The sequence below is a fragment of the Neobacillus terrae genome (assembly GCF_011393025.1).
Taxonomy (GTDB): domain Bacteria; phylum Bacillota; class Bacilli; order Bacillales; family Cytobacillaceae; genus Neobacillus_A; species Neobacillus_A terrae.
In genome coordinates this window covers 310,803-325,793 of record NZ_JAAOEO010000004.1, presented here as the reverse complement: position 1 = coordinate 325,793, position 14,991 = coordinate 310,803, and the positions used below count along the sequence as shown (strand labels likewise).

The following is a 14,991-nucleotide window of genomic DNA, read 5'->3' as shown; positions in this document are numbered from 1 at the left end:
TTATGATATAGGCTGGGAAATTGTAGTTCCATTAGCTTCTGTTTTTTTAAAATACATCGAAAGATTTTTAATTGTGGCAAGTATCAGAAAAGAATTATATTTAAATGCAACCGTTAAAAATTTGTGAACAACCTTGAATTGTACTCGTGACCGTGTTTAAATGATATTTTGAGAGAGACAATTGATGCTTGTTTTACAAAATTACGTTGTACTAGATTATAACATCGTCTAATCGATGTTGTTATATAAAAGGAGCGGTTGTTTAAATGGCAAAAGTTATTGCAATTAATGCCGGCAGTTCTTCATTAAAGTTTCAACTATTTGAAATGCCGAGTGAAGAAGTTATTACAAAAGGTTTAATTGAAAGAATCGGCTTAAATGATTCCATTTTTAATATTACGGTTAATGGGGAAAAAATTCAGGAGATTTCTGACATTCCGAATCATGCGGTTGCTGTTAAAATGCTGCTTGAAAAGTTAACCAAACTGGAAATTATTAAATCTCTTAATGAAATTGAAGGGATTGGCCACAGGGTTGTTCACGGTGGTGAAGCCTTCAATGATTCTATACTGATTACAGACGAGGTATTGAGCAAAATTACAGAATTATCAGAGCTTGCTCCTCTGCATAATCCAGCAAACTTAACTGGAATCCAAGCTTTCCAAGAGGTTCTCCCAAATGTACCAGCAGTTGCTGTATTCGATACAGCTTTCCACCAAACAATGCCGGAAAGTTCTTACCTATACAGCTTGCCATATGAATACTATGAGAAATATGGTATTCGTAAATACGGATTCCATGGAACTTCCCATAAGTACGTTTCACAGCGTGCAGCTGAGCTTCTGGGACGTCCTGTCGAACAGCTTCGCCTTATTTCCTGCCACCTTGGAAATGGAGCAAGTATTGCTGCGATTGAAGGCGGAAAATCCATTGATACATCCATGGGCTTTACACCGCTTGCTGGTGTTACTATGGGAACTCGTTCAGGAAATATTGATCCAGCATTAATTCCTTTCATAATGGAAAAAACCAATAAAACGGCTGAAGAAGTGCTTGATGTTCTAAACAAAGAGAGCGGTATGCTTGGGGTATCGGGATTCTCAAGTGACTTAAGGGATATTGAAGTGCAGGCCAAGCAGGGAAATAACCGGGCAAAGCTGGCACTTGAAGTTTTTGCAAATCGTATCCATAAATATATCGGTTCCTATGCATCGCGCATGTATGGAGTAGATGCAATTATTTTTACTGCTGGAATTGGTGAAAATAGCGATGTAATCAGGGAGAATGTTTTAAAAGGCCTTGAATTCATGGGCGTATATTGGGATCCTGCTCTTAACAAGGTAAGAGGGGAAGAAGCATTTATCAACTATCCTCATTCTCCCGTTAAGGTATTAATTATTCCTACAAACGAGGAAGTTATGATTGCAAGAGACGTAGTCCAATTTGGTAACATTAAGTAAAAAAAGCAAAAATCCGATTAGGATTTTTGCTTTTTTTAGCTAATCAGAATTTATATCCATAAATTCTGAACGCATAAGAAAAACTAGGGCATCCGCCAAAAGGACTTGGCGAATGCCATGTTTTTCTAATAAAACGGGTGCAGCATTTTGAATGGGTGGAATCATTTGCTATACTGAAAGAAAATATAATGCCGATGGATTGGGAGGATACCAGCCATGCAATTAACCAGTCGGGAACAATTAATACTTAGTGAAATTAAAGACTGGGAACAAAGGCTTCTAACCTATGAGCCAAATGATTTCCAGCTAACATATGAAAAATATCTTGAGCGAGGCTTTGCACTCTTGCCCGAAAATGTTCAGCAGCAGTTTTTTTCAGTAATTGACACTTGGCTGTTTCATCTCCATGCTCTTATACAAGGTTCACAGCTTCAAATGGATGCCAAAGAAAGAATTCTTTCGGCAGGGAGAGTCTTTAATAGCAGTCTTGAAAAAGTAGAGGATTTAAAATCTCTGGACATTGATCAGCTCCAATATATTGCGCAGCAGCAAATAGCCAGACACCGTTTATATTCTTTTGCTCAGGGTGGAATAGCTGGAACAGGAGGAACTTTGCTTCTTGGAACGGATATTCCTGCTATAGCAATTATTAATCTTAGAGCTGTCCAGTTAATTGCGATGACATACGGGATAGAAGTGAATACCCCTTTTGAGATGATGACTTCATTAAAAGTATTCCATACTGCAACACTTCCAATAAGAATGCAGGGCGATGGATGGAGAAGTTTGGTGGAAGACTCCACCCAAAGACACGAACGGTATTTTTATGTAGGCAACGAGGAATTAACGGATACAAGCTGGCTGGAACAGCCAATCCGGCAAATTCTTAAAGCTATGGTAATTGCCATTTTTAAAAAGAAAATGATTCAGGGCATCCCGCTTATTAGCATGGCAATTGGTGCTGGCGCGAATTATCAGCTTACCCGGAGGGTGACTGAATTCGCCCAAAAATATTACCAGCTCCGCTATTTAAGTGAAAAAGGAGATGATTTGGCTTGAGTCTTGAAGAACACAAAAGAAAAGCTCCCCACCTGGTTAATTGCAAGATAATTACAGTCAGTGATACAAGGGATAAGCAAACCGATAAAAGCGGCCAGCTAATGATTGAACTGCTTGAAGCGGAAGGACACAGCATTATCGACTATGCTATCGTGAAAGATGATACGGTAGAAATTCAAGATGAAATATTAAAAGGGTGCGAGACTCCAGAAATTGACGTAATCCTGACAAATGGCGGGACAGGTGTAGCCAAGCGAGATGTTACTATAGAAACAGTACAAAACCTTTTGGAAAAAGAAATGCCGGGATTCGGAGAAATATTTAGAATGCTAAGCTATCAGGAGGATATTGGTTCTGCAGCTATTTTATCAAGAGCAATAGCAGGGGTTATCAAAAATAAAGCCATATTTTCTACGCCAGGATCAAGCGGTGCAGTTAAGCTTGCTATGAAAAAGCTGATTTTACCGGAAATGGGCCACGTTGTTAGAGAATTAAAAAAGGACTTATAAAAAAAGGAAAAAGGAGGAGTGTCCACGAAAATGGGACAACCCTCCCTTCCTTTTTCAAACTTTAAAATCAGAGACTGATAAAATAGGCCATTATTGTTTTGAGTGAACTTAAACGGGCTTTTTTTATGCCAAAGGGGTAACTAAAGCCCCTCTTAGTGACCCCAAATGGGTTCTGAGGTGGAAAAGGGGTAACTAAAGCCCCTTTTAGTGACCCTAAATGGGTTCTGAGATGGAAAAGTGCTAACTAAAGCCCTCATATAGTGACCCCAAATGGGTTCTGAGAAGGAAAAGTACTAACTAAAGCCCACATTTAGTAACCTCATACTGGTTCCCAAAACAATGGTTACTAGCTTTTCTGATTACTGGTGCATTTTAGCGGATAATCCCTGATCAGCACGGTACCAGAGCCAAAGATCATTAATTACCGAGGCAAGTTCGGCTATTTCTGAATTAAGTGCGCAGGAACGCGGGAAATCACTTTCGTTTGAAAGGTCGGCTTGTTTTTGGTTAATAACCTCTTCAATGTCAGCAATTCGATCAGGAATTGCTCCGCGAATTTTCTCCCACTGAAACAATATCTCCTGCTGTTTTCGTTTGTTAAATTCTTCCCATTCCTTTTCTAAATCTGGAATTGGGATACCAAGCCTTTGATCAAAAATAAAGTAATCTTCCATTTTATCTTTTATCCCCCAGGGTGTTAGTGGTTTTATTTTACTATAAAATACCTATGCATAAATAGAAAAGGTTTTCGGACTAAATTAAAAGCACGCGTCCCGAACAGAACACGTGCTAAAACGTTCATCTATTCATCTTTTTCAGTTCTGACAACAAGTACATCACAAGGAGCATAACGAGTTATATGTTCTGAGACACTTCCAATTAAAAAGCGTTCTACCGCGTTAAGCCCAGTTGCCCCGCAAATAATCAGGTCAACCTTATATTTTCTGGCTAAATCCTTAGGAATCCTGACTTTAGGTGAACCAAACTCGAGTATATAGTCAATACTGCTTATTCCCGCCTCAATCGCGTGCTTTTTATATTTTTCCAGCAGCTCCACGGCATATTTATCTGCCTTTTCCGCAATTGTACGATCATAAGCCTCTACAGAAGCAAAAGTACGAGTGTCGATAACATGTGCCAAGAAAATCTTTGCATTATTTCTTTTTGCAATCTCTATTGACTTTTTAAAAGCCCACTCCGCTTCCTTGGAACCGTCCACGGCAACTAAAATATTTTGATATTTAAGTCCCATCGTCAATCCCTCCTTACCTAAATTATACATTAATTCGTCACACATAAATGTAACAATATATCGAAAAATAATAAGGTGATTTATCGAAGGGAGACAGGAAAATGAGTAAAAATGAACCTAAGAAACAAACGAATTACTTTGAAATGGATGAGCAGGGATTAAATGAGGTAAGCGAGCAGATTACGGGTGCTTATAATAGTGGTTTTATGGGAGAAGAAGAGGCGAAGCAAAAGGCTCAGCAAACTATAACTTCAGAAGACCTATCTTAACTTGGAAAAGCTGCGTAATTGGCAGCTTTTTTTTTATGGAAAAAAAAGATATAGAAGGCATATAACCATAATTTTTTAAAAAGTCGGGTTGTTTACCCATACGGTGTTTTTGAACTCTGCATATTCTTTAAGTGTAAATAAAAAATATGAGGAGGAAGAACATTGAATCCAGAAATTCAGGCAATGCCTACTGAGGTTTATTATGATCATTCTTCAATAGACCCTAATGATGAAAGAATTCGTCCATTTGGATTTGGCGGGTTTGGCCGCCCAGGTTTTGGTTTCGGAGGTTTTGGCCGTCCAGGTTTCGGATTTGGCGGTTTCGGCCGTCCATTCGGATTTGGCGGTTTCGGCCGTCCATTCGGTTTTGGCTTCGGCCGTCCATTCGGTTTCGGCTTTGGACGTCCGTGGGGATGGGGGGGCTGGGGCTTTGGAGGTCCATGGGGCTGGGGATTTGGAGGTCCATGGGGCTGGGGCCTAGGCGGGCTTGGCTTGGGACTGCTTGCTGGAGCAGCTTTATCCCCGGCATTATATGGCGGCTACGGATATGGCTATGGTTACCCTTACTATCCTTACGGAGGTTTTTATTATTAAAACTAGGAAAACAAAAGCTTCGCGTTTTACCGCGGAGCTTTTTTGGTTTTTATGAAATGGAACATGGCAAAATAAAAGCCGGATGTTAAAAGAAAGGAAAGAAATCCAGGTGACAAATTTTTGGGAATCAGAATAAAGAAACATGCACCTAAAATTATTGCAGAAAGGGCATTCTTGTTTATATGAAAACTGCTTGATGTAATGGCAATTAAATCATTATCTGTTAAAGCTGCTTTTTTTATAGCCAGATAATCGACAACAATGACAGCAGAAAGTGGGATAATAAAAGTCCCTAAGTACGAAATATATTTCTGGGCTCCATTTACAAGTTCTGGGAATCCACTCAGGATAATCGCCGCAACGCCAAAGATAAGGGAACTTTTGACTCTACCCAATCGATGAAAGGTGTTTAACAAGCTAAATCCCCCGGTATATGCGTTATTCATATTAATCGATATCATCTCATTAAGATTATAAGTATCCATTTAGATTCAATTAAAGAGGATGCACCGGCAAAGGGGTTCCAAGTCCTAATGAGTGCTGCTGAAAAGGCTGCCAGCAGGGAAGTTATTAGAAAACCTATCCCATTTCCTGCAAGCAGGCCCCAAAAAGCCCCTTTCGGTGTTCTGCTATATCGTGCCATATCTGAAGAGGCGCTTACACCAGATATGTATTGGACAAAGGCTAAGCTAGAATAAAGGATGAAACCTTCCATTGGTGGTTAAAAAGTGTTCCTGTTTCATGATGGACAGCTGCATAATGAACAAACAAATAAATCAAAATGAGTTGGCCGATAATTTGGACAGGCATAAATAATCTGGAAGCTTTTTTAACAGCCTCAAATCCAATTAGAGCTAGTAATGCCATTATCAGTGCCAAAGAAAGAGAAATAGGTAAAAAGGAAAGTTTTGTGCCTGTTAGCCTTTTAACAATTTCAATGAGTGCTATTGTTCCTCCGATCGTTTGGACTGCAAACCAATATAAAGAAGTAATTACCCTGATAGGGGAGGCGATAAATCTGGCGAATCGCGTTCCGAGAAATCCGCGAATAGCATATTGTGCAGGAAGGCCATACATAGCTCCAGGCATTGACAGTGTTGAAACAAATATAAATGCAGCAATGGCCCCAGCCAAGGTTGCAGCAACTGCAGAAAAGAACGAAAGGTTACCGTTTAGTACTGCAAGGGCTGGGACAAGAAAATTGCCTGAGTTCACCGAAAAGGAAAGCTGAAGTATAAAGTAATCGAACCAGCTGGTTTTTCTTAGTTCATTGGGAACAGTCTCAAGTCCCTATTTTTTCAATTCTTGCAGATTTGGCTATTTGTGGGGTCACGATTCCAACCCTTTCATGATGGATTTTTTATTATTCATTCATTATATTACAGACTTTTTTATAATATGGAGTAGATATAATATTAAAAATGATAGGAATAACAGCCTTGTTTTGTTAAAATGTAAGTGTTTTCATTTTTGTGCTTTAATATTAACATTTTTCACTTTATTCTCATGAATGAAGGTGTTATATTTAAAGCGGTTTATTCCATATAGATAGAATCATATTAATTGGAGGCATGCGTAATGCGGATCGGGGTACCTAGAGAAATAAAAAACAATGAAAACCGTGTAGCTATGACACCTGCTGGGGTTGTGAACCTTTTAAAGTTTGGCCATGAGGTTTATATTGAGAAAAGTGCCGGACTCGGCTCAGGATTTACGGATGAGGATTATGCAGCTGCTGGAGCGGTTATTGTGGAGACAGCGGAAGAAGCATGGTCCAAGGAAATGGTTATGAAAGTAAAAGAGCCTCTTCCAGAAGAATATACTTATTTCCGTGAAGGATTAATATTATTTACATATCTACATTTAGCACCAGAACCAGAGCTTACAAAGGCTTTGATCGAAAATAAAGTTGTAGGTATTGCCTATGAAACTGTTCAGCTTCAAAATGGTTCACTGCCATTGCTGACTCCAATGAGTGAAGTCGCAGGAAGAATGGCTCCACAAATTGGCGCGCAATTCCTTGAAAAGGTAAATGGCGGAAAAGGTATCCTTCTTTCAGGTGTACCTGGTGTTCAAAGAGGAACAGTAACTATCGTCGGTGGCGGCGTAGCTGGAACAAATGCAGCTAAGATGGCCATTGGTCTTGGTGCAAAGGTTACTATAATCGACTTGAATCCTGACCGGTTGCGTCAGCTTGATGATATTTTTGGTGCAGATGTAACTACGCTTATGTCTAACCCTTATAATATTGCAGAGGCGGTAAAGGAGTCTGATTTGGTTATCGGGGCTGTTTTAATTCCTGGTGCAAAAGCTCCAAAATTAGTTACAGAAGAAATGATTCAATCAATGTCTCCAGGCGGCGTTGTCGTTGATATTGCCATTGACCAGGGCGGGATTTTTGAAACAACAGACCGGATTACGACTCATGATAATCCGACTTATGTTAAACATGGTGTTGTCCACTATGCTGTTGCTAATATGCCAGGTGCAGTTCCTCGTACTTCTACTATGGCGCTGACTAATGTAACGGTGCCATATGCAATACAAATTGCAAATAAAGGCTACAAACAAGCGTGCCTTGACAATCCTGCTTTATTAAAAGGAATTAACACTTTGAATGGCTTTGTAACCTATGAAGCAGTTGCTGAAGCTCATGGTGTTGAATTTTCCGATACAAGATCACTTCTAGAAAATATGTAATAGAAAAAAATCCGGGATGATTTATCCCGGATTTTTCTTCTTTCAATCTATCTATAAACTTGTAATTCTTTTGGAAATTTAGTTAGAATCTCAGCTCCATTTGCTGTAATGACAATATCATCTTCAATTCGGACCCCTGCAACATCTGGAACATATATGCCTGGCTCAATGGTATAGACCATTCCTTCCCGAAGAACAAGTGTGTTTGTTTCCATCATTGATGGATATTCATGCACACTAATTCCAAGCCCATGCCCAAGCCTGTGAGGGAAATATTCTCCATATCCGGCTTCCGAAATTATTCTTCGCGCCGTTAAATCAACTTCAGCACAGGTTGCACCAGGTTTGCTTGCTTCAACGGCAGCAAGCTGAGCTTTAAGAACTGTATCGTAAATTTCCTTTTGCTTTTCGTTTACGTCTCCGTAAGCTACTGTTCGGGTAATATCAGAGCAGTAACGATCAATAACTACCCCTAGATCAAAAAGAACTAGATCTCCTTTTTGAATTTTAGTCAGCCCTGGTGTTCCATGTGGAGATGCTGCGTTTGCACCGGTTAGTACCATAGTGGCAAATGACATCTCTGTGACTCCTTTTTTCTTTAACGCAAACTCAACTGCGGAAAGAATTTCAAGCTCCGTTTTTCCTTCTTTAATTTCCGATGCACCGAATTCAACAGCATAGTCGGCAAGAGCACAAGCTTCTTTGATAATTTTTAGTTCCTTTTCATCTTTGATCATTCGAAGCACTCTTAATTTTTCTTCTGCTGAAACAAATTCTGCCTTTGGAAAAAGAGATGAGATTTTTTCATAGCGTTCTACATTCATATGCTCTTTTTCTATTGCAACCTTTGAAGCCCCCGAAACTCTTCCTGCAATGGACTTGTTAATTAGTTCCCATGGGTCTTCAATATCACTGTAGGCGATAATTTCCTGGCTCCAGCCAGTACGTCTTACACTGTGCTTTTCCATTCCAGGACAAACAAGGAATGGCTCGCCTTCCTGAAATACAGCAAGCCCCAGCAAGCGCTCATGCGGATCACTATAAAAACCGCTTAAGTAAAAAACATTTTCAGAAGATGTCAGGAAAGTTACCTGAACATCGCTTTCCTTCATCCATGCTATTAAATTTTCTAATCGCTTGTTCATTTTCATGCCCCCCACTGCTTTAATATAAAAAGCTTAGCAAGTTAAAAAGAAATGCGCAAGCTCCCGTTAAGCGATGTATGGGCTAGATAAAAGCTAACATTGCCACTTCCCTCGAAAAAGCTGCGTTTTTCCTTCGTTACATGCCGGAGCTTTCCTTATTCTTTGGCAGCACCTATCTGACCTTCTTCCTCGAAAAAGCTTAAAGGCTATTCCTTTGTGTGATGCGAAGGCTATTAAAGCTTGTCCTGCAGGCCTCCGATTTGGCTAAGATACAGGAAAATGAAATGCGAACGCGCCTTGTACAGGGGTGACGAGCAAAAAACGAGCAGTAAGAAGGTAATTTTTAAACATTCCGACGGAGATTGGCTTAGGAACTGGAGCCATAGGCATTGCAGCTGGACAACCCGAAGAGCAAAGCAATGCCCAATTGCATGTACAAGGCGGGTCTTTAAGAGACCAGCTCCGCCGTAAAAAAACAATGTTTGAAACTTGCCTTATTGCAGGGAGGAGAGGAATGGACACTAGTCGCTGGAGCTAGATAACTAACCAAATCTAAGATTTAATTTTAAAATCTCATTTTTTGCTAATATAAAATGAACATGATAGTCTAAAACTATTCCGGGTATTAAAAGAAGACTCCCTGATTTAAAATTCCAATTGTTAATTTGAAAGGAGAAAAAGTATGAGAGTTTCCTATCATGGCCATTCAGTTGTGAAAATCGAAAGCAATGGAAAAACAATTTTTATCGATCCGTTTATCACAGGGAACGGGCAAACTGATTTACAGGCAGATGAAGTAAAACCCGACGTAATCCTGCTTACACATGCTCACGGAGACCATGTGGGTGATACTGTTGAATTGGCAAAGAAGCATGGATCCCTTGTGGTTGGCAACGCGGAAATTGCTGACTATCTCGGCAGTAAAGGGCTTAATACACATGCCATGCATATAGGGGGTTCCTATCAATTTGACTTTGGAAAGGTAAAATTAACCCAGGCTTTCCACGGATCCAGCTTTTCTACTGAAGATGGACAAATTATCTATGGCGGTATGCCAGCTGGAATTTTATTTATGAATGAAGGGAAAACAGTTTATCATGCCGGGGATACTGCGTTATTTTCCGATATGAAATTAATAGGGGAACGTCACCCGATTGATTTGGCTCTTCTTCCAATTGGTGATAATTTCACCATGGGTCCAGAGGATGCCGCATATGCCGCAAAACTTCTTAATGCAAAACTAGTTGTTCCGATCCACTATAATACCTTTCCTCCAATTAAGCAGGATCCTCAAAGATTCATTGAAATGCTTGATGGACAGGAAGGAAGAGTGCTTAAAGCTGGGGAATCAATTGAACTTTAAATTTTAAAAAATCATGTAAAAAGCCAAATTCATTTTGGCTTTTTTTTATTTTCTTCAGATCACCCAGAGACGACTTTTTTCCCTTACTAAAGCATAAAAATGAAACAAGCTTGTTTTAAGGAGGTTTATATGAAGAAAAATCGTTATTTACTTTGCCTTTTGGCGGCTGGCTTTATGCTTTATTTTGCAATTCCAAGGATGGATTTTTCAGGTGGAAGCTCCCAGGCGTGGTTTGCCTATTCATGGATTTTACTCGCTTTGTGTGTGGTGGCCGGTAACCTTTCCGGACTGCTTTATACTCCTCACAGCCGGAAAAATATCGAGGGCATGAACCGAAAACCCCAGAAAAAAAGAAGCCGATCATTTTTGGATTAAAGGATAAGATGCCATCTTATCCTTTTTCCTTATACAGGCTTAGTTTACTCGGGACTTTTAACACCTTATAATGATAGATAGGAAGAATCCCCGTTGCCGGGGGTTTGGTAAATCGCGGATAAAAAAAGGGTGAGGGTCTTGGCTACAAAGCATGAACAAATTCTGCACTATATTGATGAACTCCCCATTGGAGAAAAAATTTCAGTCAGGCAAATTGCCAAGGCGATGAGTGTGAGTGAGGGTACAGCTTACAGAGCGATTAAAGATGCCGAAAATAAAGGGTATGTAAGTACGATTGAAAGGGTCGGCACTATCCGGATTGAACGAAAGAAAAAGGAAAATATAGAAAAGCTAACTTATGCAGAGGTCGTCAATATTGTGGATGGACAAGTTCTTGGCGGCAGGGCGGGATTGCATAAAACACTTAATAAATTCGTAATTGGTGCTATGAAGCTTGAAGCTATGATGAGATATACAGGAGCAGACAATTTGCTAATTGTCGGAAATCGGACTAAAGCACATGAACACGCACTGAAAGCTGGGGCAGCAGTTTTGGTAACAGGAGGATTTGATACAGAAGACCATGTTAAAAAGCTTGCGGATAAATTGCAGCTCCCTGTTATTTCAACCAGCTATGATACGTTTACAGTAGCAACTATGATCAATCGCGCTATCTATGACCAGTTAATAAAAAAGGAAATTATTTTAGTAGAGGACGTTCTCACTCCAATATCCTCCACCGTCTATTTAAAAACAACGGAAAAAATAGAACAATGGCATCTGCATAATAGGGAAACACTTCACAGCCGATATCCAGTTGTAGATGATAATATGAAAATCCAGGGAATGATTACTTCTAAAGATATTATTGGACAAGCTTTGGATACACCTGTTGATAAAGTCATGACCAAAAATCCAATGGCTGTAAGCGGAAAAACAAGTATTGCATCCGCTGCCCACATGATGGTCTGGGAAGGAATTGAGGTTATTCCTGTTGTTGACGATTCGAATCGGCTTGAAGGTATTATCAGCCGTCAGGACGTATTAAAGGCGCTGCAAATGAACCAAAGGCAGCCACAGGTTGGAGAGACAATCGATGACATTGTAACGAATCAGATGGTACTGACAAAAGGAAAACTAAAGGGTGAAGATATTTACCGATGCGTGGTAACTCCGCAAATGACAAATCATCTCGGTACTATATCTTACGGGGTTTTTACAACTATAGTCTCAGATGCAGCAAACCGGATACTGCGCAGCTATAAGAAGGGTGACCTTGTAGTAGAGAACATGACTATTTATTTCATTAAACCTGTTCAGATTGATAGTGTTCTTGAAGTGTTTCCGAAAGTCCTTGAGGTAGGGCGAAAGTTTGGTAAAGTTGATGTAGAAGTTTTCAATGAAGGAACACTTGTCGGGAAAGCTATGATGATGTGCCAGTTAATTGACCGCCATTGAGATTCCGGATATGGTTTTTATACAATAAAAGAATAATAAAGCCGCTCTCAAGGAGTGAAAGCGGCTTAATACTGCATAAATTATTTTAAATTTTTTGCTTCCTCAATAGCATGTGGCTGATAAAATTTATAAGCCTTTACTCCGTTCCAAATGCTTAAGCAGCCCATAATTACAAAAACAGCGGCAATAATAAAGGTCAGAGCCGTTTGATAGAGGTAGATCTGGTTAAGGCCGAACAGTGTGACAAAAAGACCGAGTGCGATTGAAGATTTTGCAGACAGCCATTTTTTCTCAACAGGACGGTGGCTTCTTACGAATTTTATCTTATAAAATAAATAGAAAACAAAAGAGAGAATAATAAAGAAAACAAGCACTGGCATTTTAGTTCCTCCATATTTGGGCAATCTTCTTACATTTTACAACTTCATATAATAAAATACCATATATACCTTTTACCAGGTTTGTTCAGTGAAATGATATTGCTCTTTTCTTAGAGATTGTTGCAATTGGAAGAAACTGTGAGCGAAAATAGGCGAGACTCCTCGGAAATGCATTCGCATTTCCTTCGTGCATGGGTTAACTCAAAGATGCCAATTCAAAGTCCTGCCGGAAAAGCAAGCCAGGTGAGACCCCGCAGGTCGTTAGCGACCGAGGAGGCTCGCGGATTGCCAGCGGAAAGTGAGTCTATTTTTGCTTTTATAAACAACAAAGTTTACGAAAAGAGCCAATGATACAGATGAAAATTCAAACAATCGAAGGAGAAAATATGAAAGAGAAAATACTGGAAGCAATAAAGAAGTATGAAACAATTATAATCCACCGCCATGTCCGTCCCGACCCGGATGCTTATGGCTCCCAGGGTGGACTTGCCGAGGTCTTAAAAACGTCATTTCCGGAAAAAAATATCTACACGGTTGGTAAAGAAGAGCCCACGCTTAATTTTCTGAGAAGGCTTGACCAAATTGAAGATGTGGTCTACGAGGGAGCGCTTGTCATTGTATGTGATACAGCTAATCAGGCAAGAATTGATGACAATCGGTATTCAACCGGAGATATGCTAATCAAGATCGACCATCATCCAAACGAAGATCCCTATGGAGACTTGCTATGGGTTGATACCGATGCAAGCTCTGTAAGCGAAATGATTTACGAATTTTATTTATCTGGAAAAGATAAAGGCCTTAAAATGTCTGATGAGGCTGCAAGGCTTATGTATGCGGGGATTGTCGGTGATACAGGCAGATTTCTTTTTCCAAGTACTACGGAAAGAACTTTTGCCTGCGCTGGCGAGTTAATTCATTACAATTTTTCAAGAACTGATATTTATAATAATTTGTACGAAATGGATCATAATCTTGTAAAGCTAAACGGATATGTGCTGCAAAACTTTAAGCTTCACGAGAATGGTGCTGCATCGGTTTCCCTGCCAAAAGAACTCCTTAAGCAATTTGAAGCTGTGCCTTCCCAGGCATCCTTATTGGTAAGTGTATTGGGCGAGGTAAAGGGTATTAAGGCTTGGGTGTTCTTTATAGAAGAAGAAGACCAGATTAGAGTGCGCCTCCGTTCAAAGGGGCCAGTTATCAATGGTCTTGCCCGCAAGTTTAATGGGGGAGGGCACCCGCTTGCCTCAGGCGCATCCATCTATTCATGGGAAGAGGCTGACTCAGTGATAGAGGAATTGGAAAGAGTCTGCCAAAGAGTAGATTAATAAAGCTGTTAGAACATTTGGCTTCTTACATAGAAGTTGTTGATGTAAAGAATAAAAGGGGCGGATTAAACCCTCCGCCCCGATAATTAGGTATAAAACAAAAAATGCATTCTCTTTTTCATTCAAGATGAAGATGGATTTGAATAGATAGCGTGGTATAAATGACAATTTCTTTAACCTCGAGACGATACCGCTTATCATTAAACTTAACTCCCCGGTTTTCAATTACCTTCTTCAAAAGATCCCTGCTTTTAAAAACCGTATCAAGATCTTTGGCTTTCATCATGCCGATATCTTCTTTAATAGCGTCTTCCAGCTCAAAAACACTAAAAGAATCAATTCCATATTTCTTATAATTTTCCCAATTGGTAATCCTTACACTGATATCCTGAATTTTTAATAGGTCAATATTCTTCTTGTTTAAAGCTTTATATTCATCCTGCCAAATCTTAATATCTCCTGTTAAATCCCTAATGGTTTCTTCCTGCATTTCAAGCTTCTTCTTACTATCTTCCTGCAGTACACCAAAAATATATAAAAAAATAACCCAGCTGATTAAACCGCCGATCACCATTCCTGCGAGCAATCTCTGCCAGGCAGGACTTCTGTATAAGGGAGGAATTCTCATGACGAGATGTGCTCCTGTGTCAGCCAGTTAATAATCAAAGCCCCAGTCTGTGCGCCTCCAGTTGCTGACATAATTAATAAAAATTGCTTAAAAAGGTCTTTAGTGTCCCCGTTAAACAATCCCCTTTCAAAGCTATAAAAGGTATCAAAAGTTCCGCCAATGGCTGCAACTATTGCCCAAATCCGCAATGAAGCGGACATTCGATAAATAGATGTGAATGGGGGCTGTCCTGTTAAAAAAGAGGCAAGACCTCCAACTAAAGAACCTCCCAGGAGAACACCCAGCGCCATAAAATAACTTTCAATAAAAGACGGAAAAAATCCTATTTCCCGCATCACACCAACCGCCTCATTCTGATTTTATACCTCATACTTCATCATATGGACGGTCCCCTGTATTTATGTTTTTAGAATGTTTCTTTAAAGCCTTTTCTTAACTTTGTTTAAAAATGAGAACATATTTTCTTTTTCT

General features: G+C 39.8%; 19 protein-coding genes. 11 read left to right on the top strand and 8 right to left on the bottom strand.

What is annotated here, in order from left to right:
- The first annotated feature begins 266 nt into the window (after positions 1–266).
- The 3 genes from G8761_RS08225 (at position 267) to G8761_RS08215 (ending at position 3,028) form a co-directional block, all read left to right on the top strand.
- Entirely contained in the window at positions 267–1,460 is a 1,194-nt protein-coding gene (locus G8761_RS08225) for an acetate kinase (protein WP_166025442.1), read from the top strand.
- A gap of 216 nt (positions 1,461–1,676) precedes the next feature.
- Entirely contained in the window at positions 1,677–2,519 is an 843-nt protein-coding gene (locus G8761_RS08220; protein ID WP_166025440.1) for an EcsC family protein, read from the top strand.
- Positions 2,516–3,028: a MogA/MoaB family molybdenum cofactor biosynthesis protein gene (locus G8761_RS08215; protein WP_166025439.1), complete on the top strand. Its 513-nt coding sequence runs from the start codon at positions 2,516–2,518 to the stop codon at positions 3,026–3,028. Before G8761_RS08220 ends, G8761_RS08215 begins: the two co-directional genes overlap by 4 nt.
- 359 nt (positions 3,029–3,387) lie before the next feature.
- On the opposite strand, the gene G8761_RS08210 is transcribed toward G8761_RS08215, so the two are convergent.
- Together G8761_RS08210 and G8761_RS08205 are read right to left on the bottom strand one after the other, a co-directional pair.
- A complete protein-coding gene (locus G8761_RS08210; RefSeq protein WP_166025438.1) occupies positions 3,388–3,702 on the bottom strand; it encodes a hypothetical protein in 315 nt (104 codons plus the stop codon).
- Between the two features lie 128 nt (positions 3,703–3,830).
- Positions 3,831–4,280, bottom strand: a complete 450-nt coding sequence (locus G8761_RS08205; RefSeq protein ID WP_166025437.1) for a universal stress protein — start codon at positions 4,278–4,280, stop codon at positions 3,831–3,833.
- A gap of 101 nt (positions 4,281–4,381) precedes the next feature.
- Here G8761_RS08205 and G8761_RS08200 point away from each other — a divergent pair, with 101 nt between their 5' ends.
- Entirely contained in the window at positions 4,382–4,549 is a 168-nt protein-coding gene (locus G8761_RS08200; RefSeq protein WP_166025436.1) for a hypothetical protein, read from the top strand.
- Between the two features lie 183 nt (positions 4,550–4,732).
- Entirely contained in the window at positions 4,733–5,143 is a 411-nt protein-coding gene (locus G8761_RS08195) for a hypothetical protein (RefSeq protein ID WP_207789161.1), read from the top strand.
- Positions 5,144–5,169: 26 nt separating this feature from the next.
- Here G8761_RS08195 and G8761_RS27070 read toward each other — a convergent pair whose 3' ends face one another.
- The gene (locus G8761_RS27070) at positions 5,170–5,559 is read right to left on the bottom strand and encodes a cytosine permease (RefSeq protein ID WP_243449936.1); all 390 of its coding nucleotides are present in this window, start codon (positions 5,557–5,559) and stop codon (positions 5,170–5,172) included.
- A 117-nt stretch (positions 5,560–5,676) separates the two neighbouring features.
- On the opposite strand from G8761_RS27070, the gene G8761_RS27065 reads away from it, so the two are divergent.
- Positions 5,677–5,841: a hypothetical protein gene (locus G8761_RS27065; RefSeq protein ID WP_243449935.1), complete on the top strand. Its 165-nt coding sequence runs from the start codon at positions 5,677–5,679 to the stop codon at positions 5,839–5,841.
- Here the strand turns inward: G8761_RS27065 and G8761_RS27060 are convergent.
- A complete protein-coding gene (locus G8761_RS27060) occupies positions 5,828–6,379 on the bottom strand; it encodes a cytosine permease (protein WP_338000927.1) in 552 nt (183 codons plus the stop codon). The genes G8761_RS27065 and G8761_RS27060 overlap by 14 nt on opposite strands.
- Positions 6,380–6,721: 342 nt before the next feature.
- Between G8761_RS27060 and ald the strand changes: the two genes are divergently transcribed.
- Positions 6,722–7,843 carry an alanine dehydrogenase gene (ald, locus tag G8761_RS08185; protein ID WP_166025435.1) on the top strand — a complete coding sequence of 374 codons (1,122 nt, stop codon included), beginning with the start codon at positions 6,722–6,724 and terminating at the stop codon, positions 7,841–7,843.
- A gap of 47 nt (positions 7,844–7,890) precedes the next feature.
- Here ald and G8761_RS08180 read toward each other — a convergent pair whose 3' ends face one another.
- Positions 7,891–8,988 (bottom strand): M24 family metallopeptidase, encoded by a 1,098-nt coding sequence (locus tag G8761_RS08180; RefSeq protein ID WP_166025434.1) that lies wholly within the window; start codon positions 8,986–8,988, stop codon positions 7,891–7,893.
- A gap of 682 nt (positions 8,989–9,670) precedes the next feature.
- Here G8761_RS08180 and G8761_RS08175 point away from each other — a divergent pair.
- The 3 genes from G8761_RS08175 (at position 9,671) to G8761_RS08165 (ending at position 12,184) form a co-directional block, all read left to right on the top strand.
- Positions 9,671–10,351: a metal-dependent hydrolase gene (locus G8761_RS08175; RefSeq protein ID WP_166025433.1), complete on the top strand. Its 681-nt coding sequence runs from the start codon at positions 9,671–9,673 to the stop codon at positions 10,349–10,351.
- 129 nt (positions 10,352–10,480) lie between these two features.
- Positions 10,481–10,726, top strand: a complete 246-nt coding sequence (locus G8761_RS08170; RefSeq protein WP_166025432.1) for a hypothetical protein — start codon at positions 10,481–10,483, stop codon at positions 10,724–10,726.
- 138 nt (positions 10,727–10,864) lie between these two features.
- Positions 10,865–12,184: a DRTGG domain-containing protein gene (locus tag G8761_RS08165; RefSeq protein ID WP_166025431.1), complete on the top strand. Its 1,320-nt coding sequence runs from the start codon at positions 10,865–10,867 to the stop codon at positions 12,182–12,184.
- An 80-nt stretch (positions 12,185–12,264) separates the two neighbouring features.
- Here the strand turns inward: G8761_RS08165 and G8761_RS08160 are convergent, their stop codons facing one another.
- Positions 12,265–12,564: a YtpI family protein gene (locus tag G8761_RS08160; protein WP_166025430.1), complete on the bottom strand. Its 300-nt coding sequence runs from the start codon at positions 12,562–12,564 to the stop codon at positions 12,265–12,267.
- A gap of 386 nt (positions 12,565–12,950) precedes the next feature.
- Here G8761_RS08160 and G8761_RS08155 point away from each other — a divergent pair, with 386 nt between their 5' ends.
- Positions 12,951–13,892: a DHH family phosphoesterase gene (locus G8761_RS08155; RefSeq protein WP_166025428.1), complete on the top strand. Its 942-nt coding sequence runs from the start codon at positions 12,951–12,953 to the stop codon at positions 13,890–13,892.
- A gap of 118 nt (positions 13,893–14,010) precedes the next feature.
- On the opposite strand, the gene ytrI is transcribed toward G8761_RS08155, so the two are convergent.
- Together ytrI and ytrH are read right to left on the bottom strand one after the other, a co-directional pair.
- The gene (gene ytrI, locus G8761_RS08150) at positions 14,011–14,520 is read right to left on the bottom strand and encodes a sporulation membrane protein YtrI (protein WP_166025426.1); all 510 of its coding nucleotides are present in this window, start codon (positions 14,518–14,520) and stop codon (positions 14,011–14,013) included.
- On the bottom strand, positions 14,517–14,855 hold the full coding sequence (ytrH, locus tag G8761_RS08145; RefSeq protein WP_166025424.1) for a sporulation membrane protein YtrH: 339 nt from the start codon (positions 14,853–14,855) through the stop codon (positions 14,517–14,519). Before ytrH ends, ytrI begins: the two co-directional genes overlap by 4 nt.
- Positions 14,856–14,991: the final 136 nt, after the last annotated feature.